The following is a 16610-nucleotide window of genomic DNA, read 5'->3' as shown; positions in this document are numbered from 1 at the left end:
AAAATGAAAAAATATATATACATATTTCTTTTAACAGGAATGCTGTTTTCAACCATTTTTATTTCTTGTTCAGATGATTTTGTAGAAACCAAGCCACCTTATTCTATAGATGTAGAGAATTATTTTAATTCAGAAGAAGACTTTAATGATGCATTGATAGCTGCTTATGATTTGCTACAGTCATCATACGCAAATGTTTTGCTGGGAGAAATTGCTTCAGATAATACTTTATGCGGTGGAGAAAGCCCTACAGATGTTATCGGTTGGCAGCAAATTGACGATATGATTCATACTCCGACAAACAGTAATCTTAAAAATATATGGGATTGGATGTTTGCAGGTGTACAAAGAGCGAATTATATACTTGAATTTCAGAATAAAATAGATTTTGAAGGAAAGACACAGATTATAGCAGAAGCACGTTTTCTTAGAGCTTACTACCAATTTGAATTAGTAAAATGGTTTGGAGGTATCCCGATGAAGGGAGATGCGAGATTTAAGCTTGGCGATGAAACTAAAATACCGCGCTCTTCAGTTCAGGAGGTTTATGCAGTAATTGAAGCTGATTTAATTTTTGCGGTTGCTAATTTATCTCCAACAGCAGCTCATAAAGGAAGGGTTACAAAAGGAGCAGCTCAGGCATTATTAGGGAAAGCTTATTTGTATCAAAATAAATTCCCGCAGGCAGCGACAACTTTAGAAAGTTTAATAAGTACTTCTCCGTATTCTTTAGAATCAGATTATAATAAATTATTCGAAATGGAGGGAGAAAACGGGCCGGAATCTGTTTTTGAAATTCAGTATACTGATGTTGAAGGTGCAGGTTTTACATGTTTACAATGTAGTGAAGGAAATGTGGCTGTTGGTTTTAGTGGAGTAAGAGGTTATGACGGGCCTCTTTTTACCTCAGGTTTTAGTTTTAATGTTCCGACTCAGGAAAGTGCTGATGCTTTTGAGGTAGGTGATAAACGTAAAAATGTAGCGATTCTGGATATTACTGCCTGGGCAGCTGCAAATGCTAATTATGTTAATGCAAAGGGAGAGAAAGGAATTATATTCGGTAAAGGAAATGAAGACACAGGTTTTTTTAACCGAAAATATTTGCCAAGAAAAAGAAGTGGGAATGCAGCCGGAGATTTGAATTTGACAAATCCGAATAATTACAGAGCAATCCGTTACGCTGATGTTTTGTTAATGGCAGCTGAAGCTTATAACAGAGGAGGGATTGATGATGGCAAAGCAAGAACATATTTGAATGAAGTTAGAAAACGTGCTTTTGGAGATACTAATCATAATATATCGGCATCAGGAGTGGCATTAACCGACTTTATTTTAGCAGAAAGAAGACTGGAGCTTTTTGGTGAAGGACATCGTTTCTTTGATTTAGTGAGAACAGGAAAAGCAGTTGGGAAAATTCCTGGTTTTCAGGCTAATAAAAATGAATTATTTCCGATTCCAATTGAAGAAATTCAATTTTCAGCCGGAAACTGGCAACAAAATCCGGGATATATTAAATAACATCAATTATGAAAAAAATACATTTTATTATAAGTTTTTTCGTTTTGACAATCCTGATGGGTTGTGCAAGCGACAATAGTGATATTGATTTGGATGGTATAGCTTCACCGGAAAATATATCTGCTTTGACTACGGTAACACAGGATAATTCAGGCAAGGTTACTTTTTTGCCTAAGGGAGAAGGAGCAACACAATACAAAGTTGATTTTGGTGATGGAAGTGCCGTTTCGGAATATATTTCGCCGGGAGCTACCGTGACACATGCATATACAGAGGGCGTTTATACGGCTAAAATTATAGCAATGGGATTAAATGGAGAAACCACTGAAGCAAATCAGCAAGTGGTAGTCTCTTTTAAAGCTCCGGAAAATTTAATAGTTGTTGTAACCAATGATTTATCAGTATCTAAAAAAGTAACAGTTAAAGCAAGCGCAGATTATGCTTTGTTTTATGATGTTTATTTTGGAGAAGCAGGAAAACCGGATCCAATTTCGGCTAATAACGGCGAATCAGTTTCCTATACATACCAAAATGCTGGAGTGTATACAGTTCGCGTGGTTTCAAAAAGCGCTGCCATTGCAACCACAGAATATACCACTGAAGTTACTGCGAAACTTGTACTTAATCCAACATCAGCTGCCCCGACTCCGCCAAACAGACAGGCGGGAGATGTGATTTCTATTTATGGTTCTAAGTATAATAATGTTGCAGGAATTAATTATTTCCCTGATTGGGGTCAGGCTGGACAAGGCAGCAGCTGGACAGAATTTGATTTGAACGGAGATAAAATGTTGAATTATATAAAACTAAGCTATCAGGGAATTGCGTTGGCAGATGGTACATCAATAGATGTTTCCGGTATGGAGTATTTGCATATGGATGTCTGGACTGCAGATTTACAGAAAATTGAAACTTCATTGATTAATGTTGGTCCTTCAGAAAAGCCTGTAACAAAAGATCTTACGGCAAATCAGTGGACAAGTATTGATATTCCAATTTCAGCATTTACAAGCCAGGGATTGTCAGTTGATAAAATTTTTCAATTAAAATTGGTTGGAACACCTTGGGCTGGTGGAACAGTATTTATTGATAATATTTATTTTTACAAAACTGCTGCTCAATCGGTACAATTACCTCTTGATTTCGAATCAGCTAGTTTAACTTATGCCTGGGGCGGTTTTGGAGATGCAGGTTTTGGGCCAATTCCGGTTTCTGTAGTAGTAAATCCTGATAAAACAGGAGCTAACACATCAAACAAAGTAGTTAAAATTGAGAAAACATCAGGAGCTCAGGTTTGGGCTGGTGCGAGTCTGAATTTAGAAAACACAATTGATTTTACTAAAGGTACTACTGTAAAAGTAAATGTGTGGTCTCCTAAAGTTGGTGCAGATATTTTATACAAAATGGAAGTTTCAACATCTCCAAAAGACGGAAATGGAAATCCAACGGTATTTTTTGAAGCACATGCAACTACAACAACAGCAAATGCATGGCAGGTATTAACGTTTGATCTGACTACAGCTCCAAATTTTAGTACCGCAAATAAATACGACAGAGTAATTTTGTTTCCGGACTTCGGACAAATGGGAACAGGTTCTATCTATTACTTCGATGATATAAAACAATCCAATTAAAATAAGAAATCATGAGCAAAAAAATAATCATAAAAATAGTATCCTTATTTGCGATTCTCCTGATGACGGGTTGTCAAAAAGATGATTACACGTTTGGAGACATAACTGCTCCAACAAATATCCAGATAACAGCAGAAATTGTTGGAAAAACAGTAGCAGAACCTTATGGAGACGGATCAGGAATTGTTAAGCTTGTAGCTACAGGTGATGATGTGATTTCATATAAATACGTATTTAGTGATGGAACTTCCGAAAATTCTCCTGGAGGGCATTTTGATAAAAGATTTACCAAAACAGGTGTAAATAAATATATTGTTACAGCCGTTGCCTACGGAAAAGGTGGTGTTGCTACCAATACTACAATTGAAGTTGAGGTTTTAAGTAATTTCAGTGACCCTGATGCAGTTAATTTCTTAACTGGAGGAACATCTAAAAAATGGTATTGGTCAGCTTCTGAGCCAGGGCATTTAGGAGTGGGGCAAAATGATGGGGATGCAACTAAAAATTATTTTGCCAACTATTATCAGGCAGGCCCATTTGAAAAAGCTGGCTCACCTGCAAGCAGTTGTTTGTATGAAAATGTATTGACTTTTTCTTTGGATGGAGAACAATTAAAATACGAGTTGAACAATGGCGGTTCGACTTTCTTTAATGCTTCTTTTGCAAGTGTAGCAGGAGGAAGTTCACCTGATGATGCTTGTCTGGCATACAATGCAGGCGGAGTAAAAACGGTTTCATTAAGCCCATCAGAATCTGTTGTTACAAAAAATGCTAATCATGCGACACAAACTCGCGGAACGATGTTAAACTTCTCTGATGGAGGTTTCATGGGGTATTACATTGGACAGAGTTCTTATGAGATTTTATCAATTACAGCTAATAGAATGGTTGTAAGAGCTGTTATGGGAAATAATTCTGCATTGGCATGGTATCATATATTTACAACAACAAAACCTACGCAGGTTCCGGATACAGATGTAGATTATACCAATTTAGTTTGGTCTGATGAATTTAATACTGATGGTGCTCCTGACGCTGCAAAATGGGGGTATAATTTAGGTACAGGAGACAATGGCTGGGGAAATAATGAAAAACAAAATTATACTAATTCTGCAACAAATGTTGTTGTTCAGGGTGGAAGCCTTAAAATTACAGCTAAAAAAGAAGCTTCCGGAGGTCAGGCTTATTCATCAGCAAGATTAGTGAGTGACAACAAATTCAAGTTTACTTACGGAAAAGTAGAAATTAGGGCTAAACTTCCTATAGGCGCCGGAACATGGCCGGCAATCTGGATGTTAGGTCAAAATTATGCAACAAAGCCATGGCCTGCCTGTGGAGAAATTGATATTATGGAACATGTCGGAAACAATCAAAATGTTGTGCTTGGGACATTCCATTACCCAGGCCGTTCTGGAGGAAGTGCTGACTCGGGCAGTAAAACAATTGCAAATGTTTCAACGGAATTCCATGTATACAAAGCAGTTTGGAGTGCTGCATCCATAAAAATATATGCTGATGATACACTCATCCATTCAGTTGTTAATTCAGCGTCATTACCATTCAACAGCGATTTCTTTTTAATATTAAACGTTGCAATGGGAGGAAACCTGGGAGGAAATATTGATCCCGCTTTCACGCAGTCTTCAATGGAGATTGATTATGTAAGGGTTTATCAATAAATTAATTAGTAAAAATAAAATTGGAAGGTCAGTTTTTTACTGGCCTTCCTAATTTATAATTTAAAAAATATTGGCATGAAAAAAGTAATGTTGCTTTTTATAATAAGTAGTTTTTGCATGGCCCAACAAGCAAAAAGAAAACTGATTTGGGAAGAAAATTTTAGTAAGAAGATAAACGAATCTGTTTGGAATTTTGAACTCGGTGATGGTTGCCCAATTCTTTGTGGTTGGGGAAATAATGAGAGACAACTTTATACAAAAATAAATCATGAAATAAAAGACGGTAATTTAATTATTGAAGCCCGAAAAGAAGGAGAAAAATATACTTCTACAAAAATCACAACTAAAGGAAAAAAAGAATTTTTGTATGGCCGAATCGAAGCAAGAGCAAAACTGCCTGTTGGTCATGGTTTATGGCCTGCATTTTGGATGTTAGGTGCTAATATTGATGAGGTAAAATGGCCTAAAACAGGTGAAATTGATATTTTAGAATATATAGGAAGAGATCCTCACATGGTATATACAACCTTACATACTCAGGACAGCCATGGAAATACCATCAATACCAAAAGAACCGAATTTCTAAACATAGAAGAAGGATATCATGTTTATGCAATCGAATGGGATAAAGATAAAATTGATTTTTTCGTTGATGAAATTCTCGTCTACACTTTCAATCCCGAAGTTAAAAATGATGATACATGGCCTTTTAATAAGCCATTTTACATCATTGTTAATTTAGCAATTGGAGGAAATTTTGGAGGACCAGCTGTTGATGATACTGTATTGCCTCAAAAATTCTATGTTGATTATGTTCGTGTGTACCAATAATATAAAATAAGTACTGTTAAAAAAAGGAGTGTAACTTGTTTGTAATAAGTAATTTAAATAATTGCACTTCTCTTTTTTAACTGTTAAAACATTTCCATTATTTGACATTTAACAGCACTTTATCGATGAAATTTAATATTAATTGCTATTATTTACAATTTTATTATTAATTATTATTCTATTCATTTGCTTTTTAAAATAAAAATTTGTTAAATTTGGACTGATTATTAACAACTCAAAAAAAGACAAGCCTATACAATAAAATTACTTTTTAGAAAATTACTCCAAATTTTAAACAAAACTAAAAAAGTAGTATTATGGCTGATCTGCATATTCCTGACGCTCTATTGGTTAAAAATTATGTTGAAGGCAATGAAAATGCTTTAGCGACATTAATAAAAAGGCACGAATCCAAAATATATGGATTTATATATTCTAAGATTGCTGATAGAGATGTTTCAAACGATATTTTTCAGGATACTTTCATTAAAGTTATTAAAACTTTAAAATCCAATTGTTATAATGAAGAAGGTAAATTTCTGCCTTGGGTCATGCGTATCTCTCACAATTTAATTGTAGATCACTTTCGCAAAACAAAAAAAATGCCCATGTACAGAGAAACAGAAGAATTTTCGATTTTTTCAATTATGTCTGACGATTCTTTAACTATTGAAGGTAAAATGATTTTAGATCAGGTCGAAGTGGATCTTAAAAAACTGATTCAGGAGCTGCCTGAAGATCAAAAAGAAGTTTTGGTGATGCGTATGTATCAGGATATGAGCTTTAAGGAAATATCTGAACTGACAGGGGTGAGTATCAATACAGCACTAGGCAGAATGCGTTATGCGCTAATGAATTTAAGAAAAATTATTGATAAGCATCAAATTATTTTAACCAACTAATACTATTTTGAGTAATAGCCCGTTATACTATATATAAAACATTTTCATAGTATGGCGAAAATTTACTCTAAAAAAGCATTAGCTTCTAAAGATTTAAAACCAAAGAAAGAAGTCGTTTCTTTTTTATTAAGTTATTCACAAGCTTTAAAAGTTGTGAAAATCGATAATAATAGTTTTGAAATTATAGCTAATTAAGCAGCCCACTACTTTTGTCGGATGTTTATTCGAAAGAAAACCAAATGGTCGTTTTGGTTAAAGCTCACTATTCGTATGAAAATATGAATAGTGAGCTTTTTTTATTTCTCATTGTGTACAGTGTTAAATATTTGTAATCCTGAATGTTGTAAAAAAATGATGACTATAAGTTATTATTTACATTAAAGACCTATTTGAAAAATAGTTTAATTTTTATTTGCGTATTCATTTTTTAATTCTATTTTAGATAAAAAATAAATTGTATTCAAAAAAAGTTATATAAAAAAACATTTATAATTTTTATATTGTTAAAAAACGATTTTTTTACAAATAAAATGTCTAACCAATAAACCAGCTAATATGATAAAAAACTACCCTCCATATTTTATTTAGTTTGATACACCTTTTGAATCTTATAGATTTAAAAGATAATGATGTTTTAGCATAGAAAATGCTAATCAAAAATCTATTTTAACAATCAAACTAATCAAAAACATGAAAATAAAATTTATAATGTTATCAATAGTATTGATAAATGTTGGAGTATATTCTCAAAAGTCTCAAATAAAAGATGCTCAGTCCTTGTTTGAAAAAGGAAAGTCAGATGAGGCACTTGTGATTTTAAAAAAGACAGAATACCTCATTTTGAATGCCCCGGATGAAGAAAAATCAGATTTTTATTTTTTAAAAGGAAACGTGTTAAAGGATTTGGCTATCAAAAATATTGATGCGGTTAATAATTTTTCTGATGCTTCTCAGTCTTATCAAGATGTAATTTTATATGAAAATGAATCCGGAAAATATAAATTTTCAGTAAAAGCCAATTTAGCTTTAAAGGATATGAAATCTAAACTTGTAAATGGTGCTACTGCTGATTTCAAAGCAGGTAATTTTAAGGAAAGTGCCGAAAAGAGCTATAAAGTATATTTGTTTGATAAGAAAGATACATTGAACTTATATAATGCTGCTGCCGCCTATTTAAATGCAAAGGAATACAACTTGGCAATTCAGCATTATGAGCAGTTAAAAAAAATTAATTTCTCAGGAAATGGTATTATCTATTACGCCACTAACAAAAAAACAAAAGAAGAAGATGCTTTTATTTCTCCAAAAGCACGTGATTCCTATATTCAGGAAGGACTTTACGAAAAACCGAGAAATGAAGCAATACCTTCCAGAAAGTTTGATGTTTATAAGAACTTAGCGTATGCCTATTTGGAGCGAAAAGATTTTATTAAAGCCGAGGCAGCTTACAATTATCTTGTAGAGTTAAATCCTAATTTTATTGATTCTTATATTAATCTGGCGTATTTAAAACTACAATCCAAAAAAGAATTAGTGGATAAGATAGATGCTTTAGGAAATTCTAAAAAAGAAATGCTGGAGTATGATAAATTAACCGCTAAAAAAGATGATATAACCAGGAGTGCAATCCCGTATCTTCAAAAAGCGTTGTCTATTGAACCAAAAAACCCGGATGTAACAAAAACGCTGTTAGGAATTTACAGATCACTTGATATGACAAAAGAATATAATTCACTAAAAGCAATAAGTAACTAAAAACTAAAGGAACTGTAAAAAAAAACAAAGGTTTTTGGGAAGAAATTAAAACCTTTGTTTTTTTGTTTGGCAGTAGTAGGATTAAACCTTGCTCATCTCTTCAATAATTGATTTTTTACCAATAGTTCTCGTAATAATATCTTTTTCCAGACTCCAGCCTCTTGCAGGTGAATACTCACGTCCGTACCAGATAATTTGAAGGTGTAAATCATTCCACAAATCTCTTGGAAATAATCTTTTTGCATCTTTTTCTGTCTGCACCACATTTTTTCCATTAGAGAGGTTCCATCGATACATTAATCTGTGAATATGGGTATCAACCGGAAAAGCAGGAACCCCAAATGCCTGTGACATCACTACACTTGCTGTTTTGTGTCCAACGGCTGGTAAAGCTTCGAGTGCTTCAAAACTCTGAGGAACTTCACCATTATGTTTGTCAATCAAAATATGTGACAAGCCATGAATTCCTTTCGATTTCATTGGAGACAAACCACATGGACGTATAATTTCCTTAATTTCTTCCACCGACATTTTAATCATATCATACGGATTATCAGCTTTAGCAAATAATAAAGGAGTGATTTGATTTACCCGGACATCTGTACATTGTGCAGAAAGTAAAACAGCAATCAATAAAGTATAAGGATCTTTATGGTCAAGCGGTACAGGTATAGTAGGGTAGAGTTCTTTTAACGTATTTATAACAAATTGTACTCTGGCTTCTTTATTCATTTCCGTATTTTTAAAGCTGTAAAAATAGTATAATTTTTATGTTGTGCCTAATCCGGTTTTCCGTTTCAACTCCTCATTGCGGCAGTAACATTTTTAAGCATTCACAAGAGCTTCCGCTGGTCGCTTTGTCAATGCAAAAAATGTAAACTCCCACAATTCCGGGGTTTTCACTGCAACCCGGGGCATAAATAATTGACAATTATCAATTGTTAACTATCAATTAAAATCTAAGCAAGTCCAACAATCTAACATCTAAAATAAATGACAACATTAAAAAAAGGCGATAAGGCCCCAAATTTTTCAGGAATTGATCAGGAAGGAAAAACACATCAATTAACAGATTATAAAGGTAAAAAATTAGTAGTTTTCTTTTATCCAAAAGCAAGCACACCGGGATGTACAGCAGAAGCATGTGATTTAAGAGATAATTTTGAACGTTTTAAAGCTAATAATTACGAACTCCTTGGTGTAAGTGCCGATAGTCAAAAAGTACAGTTGAAATTCAAAGACAAATACGAATTTCCGTTTCCGTTATTAGCAGATGAAGATAAATCAGTAATCAATGCATTTGGCGTTTGGGGACCTAAAAAGTTCATGGGAAGAGAATATGATGGGATTCACAGAACAACATTCGTAATTGATGAAAACGGAATTATCGATGAGGTTATTTCGCAGGTCAAAACAAAAGAACACGCCGCTCAAATTTTAAAATAATAAAAGTAAAGTCCAATAAAAATGCCCTTTCAAAAAGGGCATTTTGTGTTGTTTCTATTCAAATATTTATTCTAAAACCAAACCTATCTGACCATCGTCATCTAATTCTGTTTCCACTGGATCATCATCTGAAATCTCTGGTTTTTCAGGAATTTCTTCAACAGGTTCTTCATAAGGTAATGGATCCAATAAATTAACTTGTCGTAATTTATCAGTCGTCAATTGATTTCCTAAAGCCTTGAAACCTTTTACACTTATAAAGTCTTCAACATCAATGTGCAAGTCTTCTTTCTGAACTCCTTTTACTTTTGCAAATACCAATTGTGCCACAGGACGATAATCAGTCGATACAATTTCTAATTGCGAATTTGGATGATCGGTAATAAAGCTTTCTTCTTTACCTTCGTTTTCTACAAGGAAACGTTTTAGAAAATAACGTTCTTTTTCACCATCATAATAAATTGCCGAAATAGGTTTCTTAGGTTTCCATTTTTCCAGTACAATCATGTCTTCCTCAAAATGAGTAGACAATTCCGGAATTATAACTTTTAATTTTCCGGACTGGCTGATAACAAGGATTTTGTCACTTGGTTTAAATTCTCCTAATAATTCTCCTCTTGCGTCAACATTTAAACGTTTTACAGTATCATCAAACCAAACTTTTCTTGGGAGTAACGTCGAAATTCCTTTTTCTTTTAATTCGATTTTTTTGATTGGATATTTAGTCACCAAATTCCCTTTTGAAGCACGGCCTTTAATTGCCAGAGCGGCAAAATCAATATCGAATTTCAATTTTTTAATTGTCCCAATCTGACGAAGCAAAATGGTTACAACCTCAGCTTCTCCGTTCGGATTATGCGAAAAATAAACAACCTGCGAACCTTTGGTTCCGTTCGTTAAATCATATGCTTTATCTCTGGTTATTCCCGTGACGTTAAAACGTTTAATGTAAGATGGGCCTGATTTTCCATCCCGGTAAATCATGTTGTAAATGGTTCGTTTATCGCTCTTGTCAAAAACGGCAATGTGTATAATATCTTTACCTACAAATGTTTTGGCATCCACTTTTGTAATCATCATAGTACCATCACGTAAAAAGACAATTACATCATCAATATCGGAGCAATCCCCAACATATTCGTCTTTTTTTAAGCTCGTCCCAACAAAACCTTCTTCACGGTTTACATATAATTTGGTGTTTCGTAAAACTACTTTTGTCGCCTCAACATTATCAAACACACGAAGTTCTGTCTGGCGTTCACGACCTTTTCCGTACTTCTCTTTTAGTTTGGTGAAATAAGCTATCGCAAAATCTGTAAGATGTTCCAGATTGTGTTCTACTTCTTTCATTTCATCCTCTAACTTCGCAATTAAATCATCAGCTTTATCAGAGTCGAAACGTGTAATACGAATCATAGGGATTTGAGTCAGTCTTTGTAAATCATCGTCATTAATTTCTCTGACGAATGATTTTTTAAAAGGCTCAAATCGGTCATACAAATATTTGTAAAGGGATTCTCTGTCACCGTATAATTTGAAATCGATGTACATTTCCTCACGAATGAAAATTTTCTCCAGAGTAGAAAAATGCCATTTATTTTTTAATTCTTCTAATTGAATTTCTAATTCCTGACGAAGCAAATCAACAGTTCTGTGTGTTGAAATTTTCAACATTTCAGAAACTCCGATAAACAATGGTTTGTTGTCTTCAATGACACAGCCTAAAGGGGCTACAGAAGTTTCACAGGCTGTAAAAGCAAACAAAGCATCAATTGTTTTATCAGGAGAAACGCCTGGGAAAAGGTGAATTAAAATCTCAACATCGGCAGCCGTATTGTCTTCAATTTTCTTGATTTTGATTTTACCTTTATCATTGGCTTTCAAAATACTGTCAATTAAAGTCGAAGTATTGGTCGAAAACGGAATCTGTGTAATCACCAATGTATTTTTGTCTAATTGCGAAATTTTAGCACGCACACGTACACGTCCGCCACGTAAACCGTCATTGTAATTTGAAACGTCTGCAATACCCGCAGTCATAAAATCAGGATAAAGCGTAAAAGCTTTTCCTTTTAAGATTTTTATCGAAGCGTCTATTAATTCGTTGAAGTTGTGTGGTAAAACTTTCGTGGAAAGACCAACGGCAATTCCTTCAGCTCCTTGTGCTAAAAGTAAAGGAAATTTTACCGGAAGATTGTTGGGTTCAGCACGACGACCATCGTAAGAAACTCCCCAATCGGTAATTTTTGGAGAATATAAAACCTCTAAAGCAAATTTAGATAAACGTGCCTCAATATAACGCGAAGCAGCCGCACCGTCGCCTGTTAAGATATTTCCCCAGTTTCCCTGGCAGTCAATCAATAAATCTTTCTGACCAATCTGTACCATTGCATCACCGATACTCGCATCTCCATGTGGGTGATACTGCATGGTGTGGCCTACAACATTGGCAACTTTATTATAACGACCATCATCCAGTTCTTTCAAAGAGTGCATAATACGACGCTGAACAGGTTTGAATCCGTCCTCGATGGCAGGAACTGCACGTTCCAGAATTACGTATGAAGCGTAATCCAGAAACCAGTCTTTGTACATTCCGGTTACTTTGGTTATCACGTCTTCGCCTTCTTCTTCCTGATTTTCGTAAAAATGCTGTCCTTCAAAATGCTTGGCATCTACGTCGATAATCTCATCATCATCTCCATTTTGATTGTCATCAATCTGGTTTTCATCCTGATTATTTTCGTCGTCGTTTGGAATTATGTTATCGTCTTCTTCGTCTTTCATTTTATATGCTGAATTATTTCAGTAAACTTTTTTTATTCATAATCATCGTCAAAATATTTGATACCTGCTTTTTTAAAAAGCTCCTCCATTTGACTAAAGCAAAAGCCATTGTAATTTTCCAGATTTTTTGATTCTCTAAAACCTTTACATCCTAAACAAAGTTCTTTATAGCCAATTATTCTATTTTTATGATCTCTAAAAAGTATCATATGCCGTGGCATATAACAATCTGCAGGTAACTCTTCTACTTTACAACTATCCTGAAACATTAATTCCAGTAATTCTGTTTTTAGTACCGAATCTAATAATACTCTTTCTTTAACCTTAGTACTGTCGAAATTCAATTTATAATCAACAACAAGGTCTTTTGTATATTTATTATACTTTGTTTCTTTACTTTGTTTATCCCAATACATCCTATTCTCATAAGATAAAATTTCAACCTTGGATAATTCTTTTAAAGGAAACTCTCTTTCTTTGATTATTTCTGTTGCAGATTTAGCTACCATTGGACTTTCATCAGATTGAGAGTTTTCTTTCTCTTTCTTACAAGAGATGAATATAAAAGTGATAATCAAAAATATAATTTTCTTCATAGAACTATAGGATTATTTACTTTGCAGGTTCTATAGCCACTACAAAAAATTACTTAAAAAAAATCAATTTGCAAATTCTTAGACATTGTTAACGAATTTGTATATATTATTTAGTCTGAACGTTTTCAATTGTATTCTTACTCTTTTTGTAATTTTTGATTAAAACATAAGTGATTGCAAAACTTACAATGAACACTAGTGCTGCATAAATTAATTTCTTCTTTTCCATTCCATTTTTTATATTTCTTCCAATTCATCAATTTCCACCTTCAGGTTCTTGATAATAAAATCCTGTCTGTCCGGTGTGTTTTTACCCATATAGAAAGACAACAACTGCTCAATCGAAGTGTGTTTGTCCATCATAACCGGGTCAAGGCGAATCGTATCTCCGATAAAGTTCTTGAACTCATCCGGAGAAATCTCTCCTAAACCTTTAAATCGGGTGATTTCCGGTTTTGGTTTTAGTTTTTCGATCGCATCTTTTCTCTCGTCTTCAGAATAACAATAAATCGTTTCTTTTCTGTTTCGAACCCTGAAAAGAGGTGTTTGTAATATATATAAATGCCCTTCTTTTATTAATTCCGGGAAAAACTGCAAAAAGAAAGTAATCAATAACAAACGAATGTGCATTCCATCGACATCGGCATCGGTTGCGATTACGATGTTATTGTATCTTAGTTTTTCTAATCCGTCTTCGATATCTAATGCAGCTTGTAGCAAGTTAAATTCTTCGTTTTCATACACGATTTTTTTGCTCATTCCGTATGAATTCAGAGGTTTACCACGCAAACTGAAAACTGCCTGTGTATTTACGTCTCGGGACTTTGTAATCGATCCCGAAGCCGAATCTCCCTCGGTAATAAAAAGCGTACTTTCTAAGTTTCTTGGGTTTTTGGTATCCGGAAGGTGTGCACGACAATCTCTTAATTTTTTATTGTGAAGATTAGCTTTTTTAGCACGATCTGTCGCCAGTTTTCTAATTCCCGACAATTCTTTACGCTCACGTTCTGCCTGAAGAATTTTTCGTAATAAGGCTTCGGCTGTTGGCGGATTTTTGTGTAAATAATTGTCTAATTTATTTTTAACAAAATCATTAACGAAAGTACGAACAGAAACTGCGGGCGTTCCGTCATCAGACCCCATATCAGTAGAACCTAATTTGGTTTTGGTCTGAGACTCAAAAACCGGTTCCATAACTTTAATACTAATCGCACTTACAATCGATTTACGGACATCTGATGCTTCGAAATTTTTATTGTAAAATTCACGAATTGTTTTTACAATAGCTTCTCTATAAGCTGCTAAGTGCGTTCCTCCCTGTGTAGTGTTCTGACCGTTTACAAAAGAATGATATTCTTCGCTGTATTGTGTTTTACTATGCGTAAGAGCAATTTCGATATCATGATCTTTCAAATGAATGATCGGATATTCTAAATCTTCTTCGTTGATTGTTTCTTCTAATAAATCGCGAAGACCGTTTTCTGAAATGTATTTTTCGCCATTAAAAATAATAGTCAAACCATTGTTTAGGTAGCAATAGTTTTTTACCATTTTAATTACATATTCTAAACGGAATTTAAAGTTCTTAAAGATAGATTCGTCTGGCGTGAAAGTCACTTTTGTTCCTTTTCGTTTTGTTGTATCGATAACATCTTCTTCCTGAACCAGGTTCCCGGCAGAGAACTCAGCCGCTTTTTGTTTATCGTCACGAACAGATTCTACACGGAAATAATCTGACAAAGCATTTACTGCTTTTGTTCCGACACCATTAAGACCAACTGATTTTTGGAAAGCTTTAGAATCGTACTTTCCACCCGTATTCATTTTTGAAACTACATCGACTACTTTTCCCAACGGAATTCCACGTCCGTAATCACGAACAGAAACCGTTTTGTCCTTGATTGTTACTTCGATGGTTTTTCCGGCACCCATAACGAATTCATCGATACAGTTGTCCAGAACCTCTTTTAAAAGAATATAAATACCATCATCCGGTGATGATCCGTCCCCTAATTTCCCGATGTACATACCCGGACGCATACGAATATGTTCCTTCCAATCGAGTGAACGAATATTATCTTCGTTGTATTGATTTTGCTCTAGCATAAATGAATTTAGGATTTTTGGCTAATGTACCATTTATCGGTAAAAAATAAAAGCGTATTTCCTTTTTGTTATTAATAGTAACAGTTTAAAATCTATTTAAATTGATTTTAAAAATAAAATGGGAGCTAAAACATGATAAAAATGCTTTTTCCAGTAAAAAAAGCTATTTAATTTCAAGTACTTGTTTTGCGAGCTCAATCATTTCGGGAGTTCCCGTATTTTTGTTTTTTTCATCTGAAAGTTTTACCACGCCTTGCCAATGTGTGTTCTCGGGTTTTGTATCGGTTAATTTAATCACCATATTCATAGCCGGGAGACCAACGTCATTGGTGAAATTGGTTCCGATTCCAAAAGACATTCTGATTTTATCCCTACAGAAATCTGCTATGATTTTAACTTTGTCAAAATTGAGGGAATCAGAGAAAACAATCGCTTTTGATTTTGGGTCAATTCCCATTTTTGTATAATGCGAAATCACTTTTTGCGCAAAGTCAATCGGATCACCGCTGTCGTGACGAACACCATCAAAAAGTTTAGAATATTTTTTGTCAAACTGATTGAAAAATATATCTGTAGTGTAAGTGTCTGTCAATGCAATCCCGAGGTCTCCTTCGTAAACTTGTGTCCAATGCTCAAGACTGATTGAATTGGCCATTTTAAAACCGTATTGTGCAGCATGGAACATAAACCATTCGTGTGCATGGGTTCCTAATGGTCTTCTGTTGTTAATCATTGCAAAATGAACGTTGCTGGTTCCCATGAAACTTTCAGAGCCATAAGTTCTTAATGTTTCATTTACTAATTGATGTACATCGTAAGAATGACGGCGTCTGGTACCGAATTCTAAAACAGAAACTCCGAGTTTATTGTAATCATCAACTTTGTTTTTGGTCCGTTCTTTTATGGCTTCATCATTTAATCGGATTAAATGATTTGATTTATAAAAAAGCTCTGAAATTAAGGCCATCAATGGCACTTCCCACAAAATAGTACGATACCAATAACCTTCAATTGTAACTTTGATTTCTGAGCCTTCCTGGGTAATTTGAACCTCTGATGGATCATAGCTGTAGCCTTGCAGAAAATCTAAATAGGTAGGATCGAGATACGGACAGTAGTGTGATAAATAATTCTTTTCGTCTTTTGTCAGTTTCAGATCTGCCATTGCGTCTACCGATTTTCGAAGTAAATCCGCAAAACCTGATGGGAAAGTGTGCTTGCCACGATTGATAAAGCCATAACGAACTTTTGCTTTTGGGAAAAGTCTGATTACAGCATGCTGCATCGTAAATTTATAGAAATCATTGTCTAAGATCGATTTCAAAAAAGTTGTTTCCATGACCTATTTACTGTGTA

The 16610-nt window shown here is 34.3% G+C and carries 13 protein-coding genes; 8 read left to right on the top strand and 5 right to left on the bottom strand.

Translation table 11 applies throughout. The features are described 5' to 3' along the window. Positions 1-3 precede the first annotated feature (3 nt). The 7 genes from DMB68_RS19545 to DMB68_RS19520 all read left to right on the top strand — a co-directional run bounded on the left by DMB68_RS19545 (position 4) and on the right by DMB68_RS19520 (position 8319). Positions 4-1518 (top strand): RagB/SusD family nutrient uptake outer membrane protein, encoded by a 1515-nt coding sequence (locus DMB68_RS19545; protein WP_110348319.1) that lies wholly within the window; start codon positions 4-6, stop codon positions 1516-1518. Positions 1519-1526: 8 nt separating this feature from the next. After that, positions 1527-3152 carry a PKD domain-containing protein gene (locus tag DMB68_RS19540; protein WP_110348318.1) on the top strand — a complete coding sequence of 542 codons (1626 nt, stop codon included), beginning with the start codon at positions 1527-1529 and terminating at the stop codon, positions 3150-3152. A gap of 11 nt (positions 3153-3163) precedes the next feature. Further along, positions 3164-4831: a glycoside hydrolase family 16 protein gene (locus DMB68_RS19535; protein WP_110348317.1), complete on the top strand. Its 1668-nt coding sequence runs from the start codon at positions 3164-3166 to the stop codon at positions 4829-4831. Between the two features lie 75 nt (positions 4832-4906). Beyond that, positions 4907-5662, top strand: a complete 756-nt coding sequence (locus DMB68_RS19530) for a glycoside hydrolase family 16 protein (protein ID WP_110348316.1) — start codon at positions 4907-4909, stop codon at positions 5660-5662. Positions 5663-5979: 317 nt separating this feature from the next. Beyond that, positions 5980-6564: an RNA polymerase sigma factor gene (locus DMB68_RS19525; protein WP_110348315.1), complete on the top strand. Its 585-nt coding sequence runs from the start codon at positions 5980-5982 to the stop codon at positions 6562-6564. Between the two features lie 51 nt (positions 6565-6615). Next, entirely contained in the window at positions 6616-6759 is a 144-nt protein-coding gene (locus DMB68_RS23420; protein WP_165830175.1) for a hypothetical protein, read from the top strand. A gap of 495 nt (positions 6760-7254) precedes the next feature. Beyond that, positions 7255-8319 carry a tetratricopeptide repeat protein gene (locus DMB68_RS19520; protein WP_231131698.1) on the top strand — a complete coding sequence of 355 codons (1065 nt, stop codon included), beginning with the start codon at positions 7255-7257 and terminating at the stop codon, positions 8317-8319. An 81-nt stretch (positions 8320-8400) separates the two neighbouring features. Here the strand turns inward: DMB68_RS19520 and DMB68_RS19515 are convergent, their stop codons facing one another. After that, positions 8401-9051 (bottom strand): endonuclease III domain-containing protein, encoded by a 651-nt coding sequence (locus DMB68_RS19515; protein ID WP_110348314.1) that lies wholly within the window; start codon positions 9049-9051, stop codon positions 8401-8403. 261 nt (positions 9052-9312) lie between these two features. Here DMB68_RS19515 and bcp point away from each other — a divergent pair, with 261 nt between their 5' ends. Next, positions 9313-9765 carry a thioredoxin-dependent thiol peroxidase gene (gene bcp, locus DMB68_RS19510; protein ID WP_110348313.1) on the top strand — a complete coding sequence of 151 codons (453 nt, stop codon included), beginning with the start codon at positions 9313-9315 and terminating at the stop codon, positions 9763-9765. A 66-nt stretch (positions 9766-9831) separates the two neighbouring features. On the opposite strand, the gene DMB68_RS19505 is transcribed toward bcp, so the two are convergent. The 4 genes from DMB68_RS19505 to pncB form a co-directional block, all read right to left on the bottom strand. Further along, the gene (locus tag DMB68_RS19505; RefSeq protein ID WP_110348312.1) at positions 9832-12552 is read right to left on the bottom strand and encodes a DNA gyrase/topoisomerase IV subunit A; all 2721 of its coding nucleotides are present in this window, start codon (positions 12550-12552) and stop codon (positions 9832-9834) included. A gap of 32 nt (positions 12553-12584) precedes the next feature. Next, complete coding sequence (locus DMB68_RS19500) at positions 12585-13148, bottom strand: hypothetical protein (protein ID WP_110348311.1); 564 nt, start codon at positions 13146-13148, stop codon at positions 12585-12587. 237 nt (positions 13149-13385) lie between these two features. After that, complete coding sequence (locus DMB68_RS19495; RefSeq protein ID WP_110348310.1) at positions 13386-15254, bottom strand: DNA topoisomerase IV subunit B; 1869 nt, start codon at positions 15252-15254, stop codon at positions 13386-13388. A gap of 163 nt (positions 15255-15417) precedes the next feature. Then, on the bottom strand, positions 15418-16593 hold the full coding sequence (pncB, locus tag DMB68_RS19490) for a nicotinate phosphoribosyltransferase (RefSeq protein WP_110348309.1): 1176 nt from the start codon (positions 16591-16593) through the stop codon (positions 15418-15420). Positions 16594-16610: the final 17 nt, after the last annotated feature.

The sequence above is a fragment of the Flavobacterium hydrophilum genome (assembly GCF_003202405.1).
Taxonomy (GTDB): domain Bacteria; phylum Bacteroidota; class Bacteroidia; order Flavobacteriales; family Flavobacteriaceae; genus Flavobacterium; species Flavobacterium hydrophilum.
The sequence above is the reverse complement of the archived record's forward strand: the minus strand, read 5'-3'. Positions and strand labels throughout refer to the sequence as shown.

Excerpts from the sequence above, each read along its gene's own strand:
- DMB68_RS19530 (WP_110348316.1), top strand. The coding sequence starts at position 4,907 with ATGAAAAAAGTAATGTTGCTTTTTATAATAAGTAGTTTTTGCATGGCC.
- DMB68_RS19515 (WP_110348314.1), bottom strand. The coding sequence starts at position 9,051 with ATGAATAAAGAAGCCAGAGTACAATTTGTTATAAATACGTTAAAAGAA.
- DMB68_RS19500 (WP_110348311.1), bottom strand. The coding sequence starts at position 13,148 with ATGAAGAAAATTATATTTTTGATTATCACTTTTATATTCATCTCTTGT.
- DMB68_RS19520 (WP_231131698.1), top strand. The coding sequence starts at position 7,255 with ATGAAAATAAAATTTATAATGTTATCAATAGTATTGATAAATGTTGGA.
- DMB68_RS19535 (WP_110348317.1), top strand. The coding sequence starts at position 3,164 with ATGAGCAAAAAAATAATCATAAAAATAGTATCCTTATTTGCGATTCTC.
- DMB68_RS19540 (WP_110348318.1), top strand. The coding sequence starts at position 1,527 with ATGAAAAAAATACATTTTATTATAAGTTTTTTCGTTTTGACAATCCTG.
- DMB68_RS19505 (WP_110348312.1), bottom strand. The coding sequence starts at position 12,552 with ATGAAAGACGAAGAAGACGATAACATAATTCCAAACGACGACGAAAAT.
- DMB68_RS19525 (WP_110348315.1), top strand. The coding sequence starts at position 5,980 with ATGGCTGATCTGCATATTCCTGACGCTCTATTGGTTAAAAATTATGTT.
- DMB68_RS19545 (WP_110348319.1), top strand. The coding sequence starts at position 4 with ATGAAAAAATATATATACATATTTCTTTTAACAGGAATGCTGTTTTCA.
- DMB68_RS23420 (WP_165830175.1), top strand. The coding sequence starts at position 6,616 with ATGGCGAAAATTTACTCTAAAAAAGCATTAGCTTCTAAAGATTTAAAA.
- bcp (WP_110348313.1), top strand. The coding sequence starts at position 9,313 with ATGACAACATTAAAAAAAGGCGATAAGGCCCCAAATTTTTCAGGAATT.
- DMB68_RS19495 (WP_110348310.1), bottom strand. The coding sequence starts at position 15,254 with ATGCTAGAGCAAAATCAATACAACGAAGATAATATTCGTTCACTCGAT.
- pncB (WP_110348309.1), bottom strand. The coding sequence starts at position 16,593 with ATGGAAACAACTTTTTTGAAATCGATCTTAGACAATGATTTCTATAAA.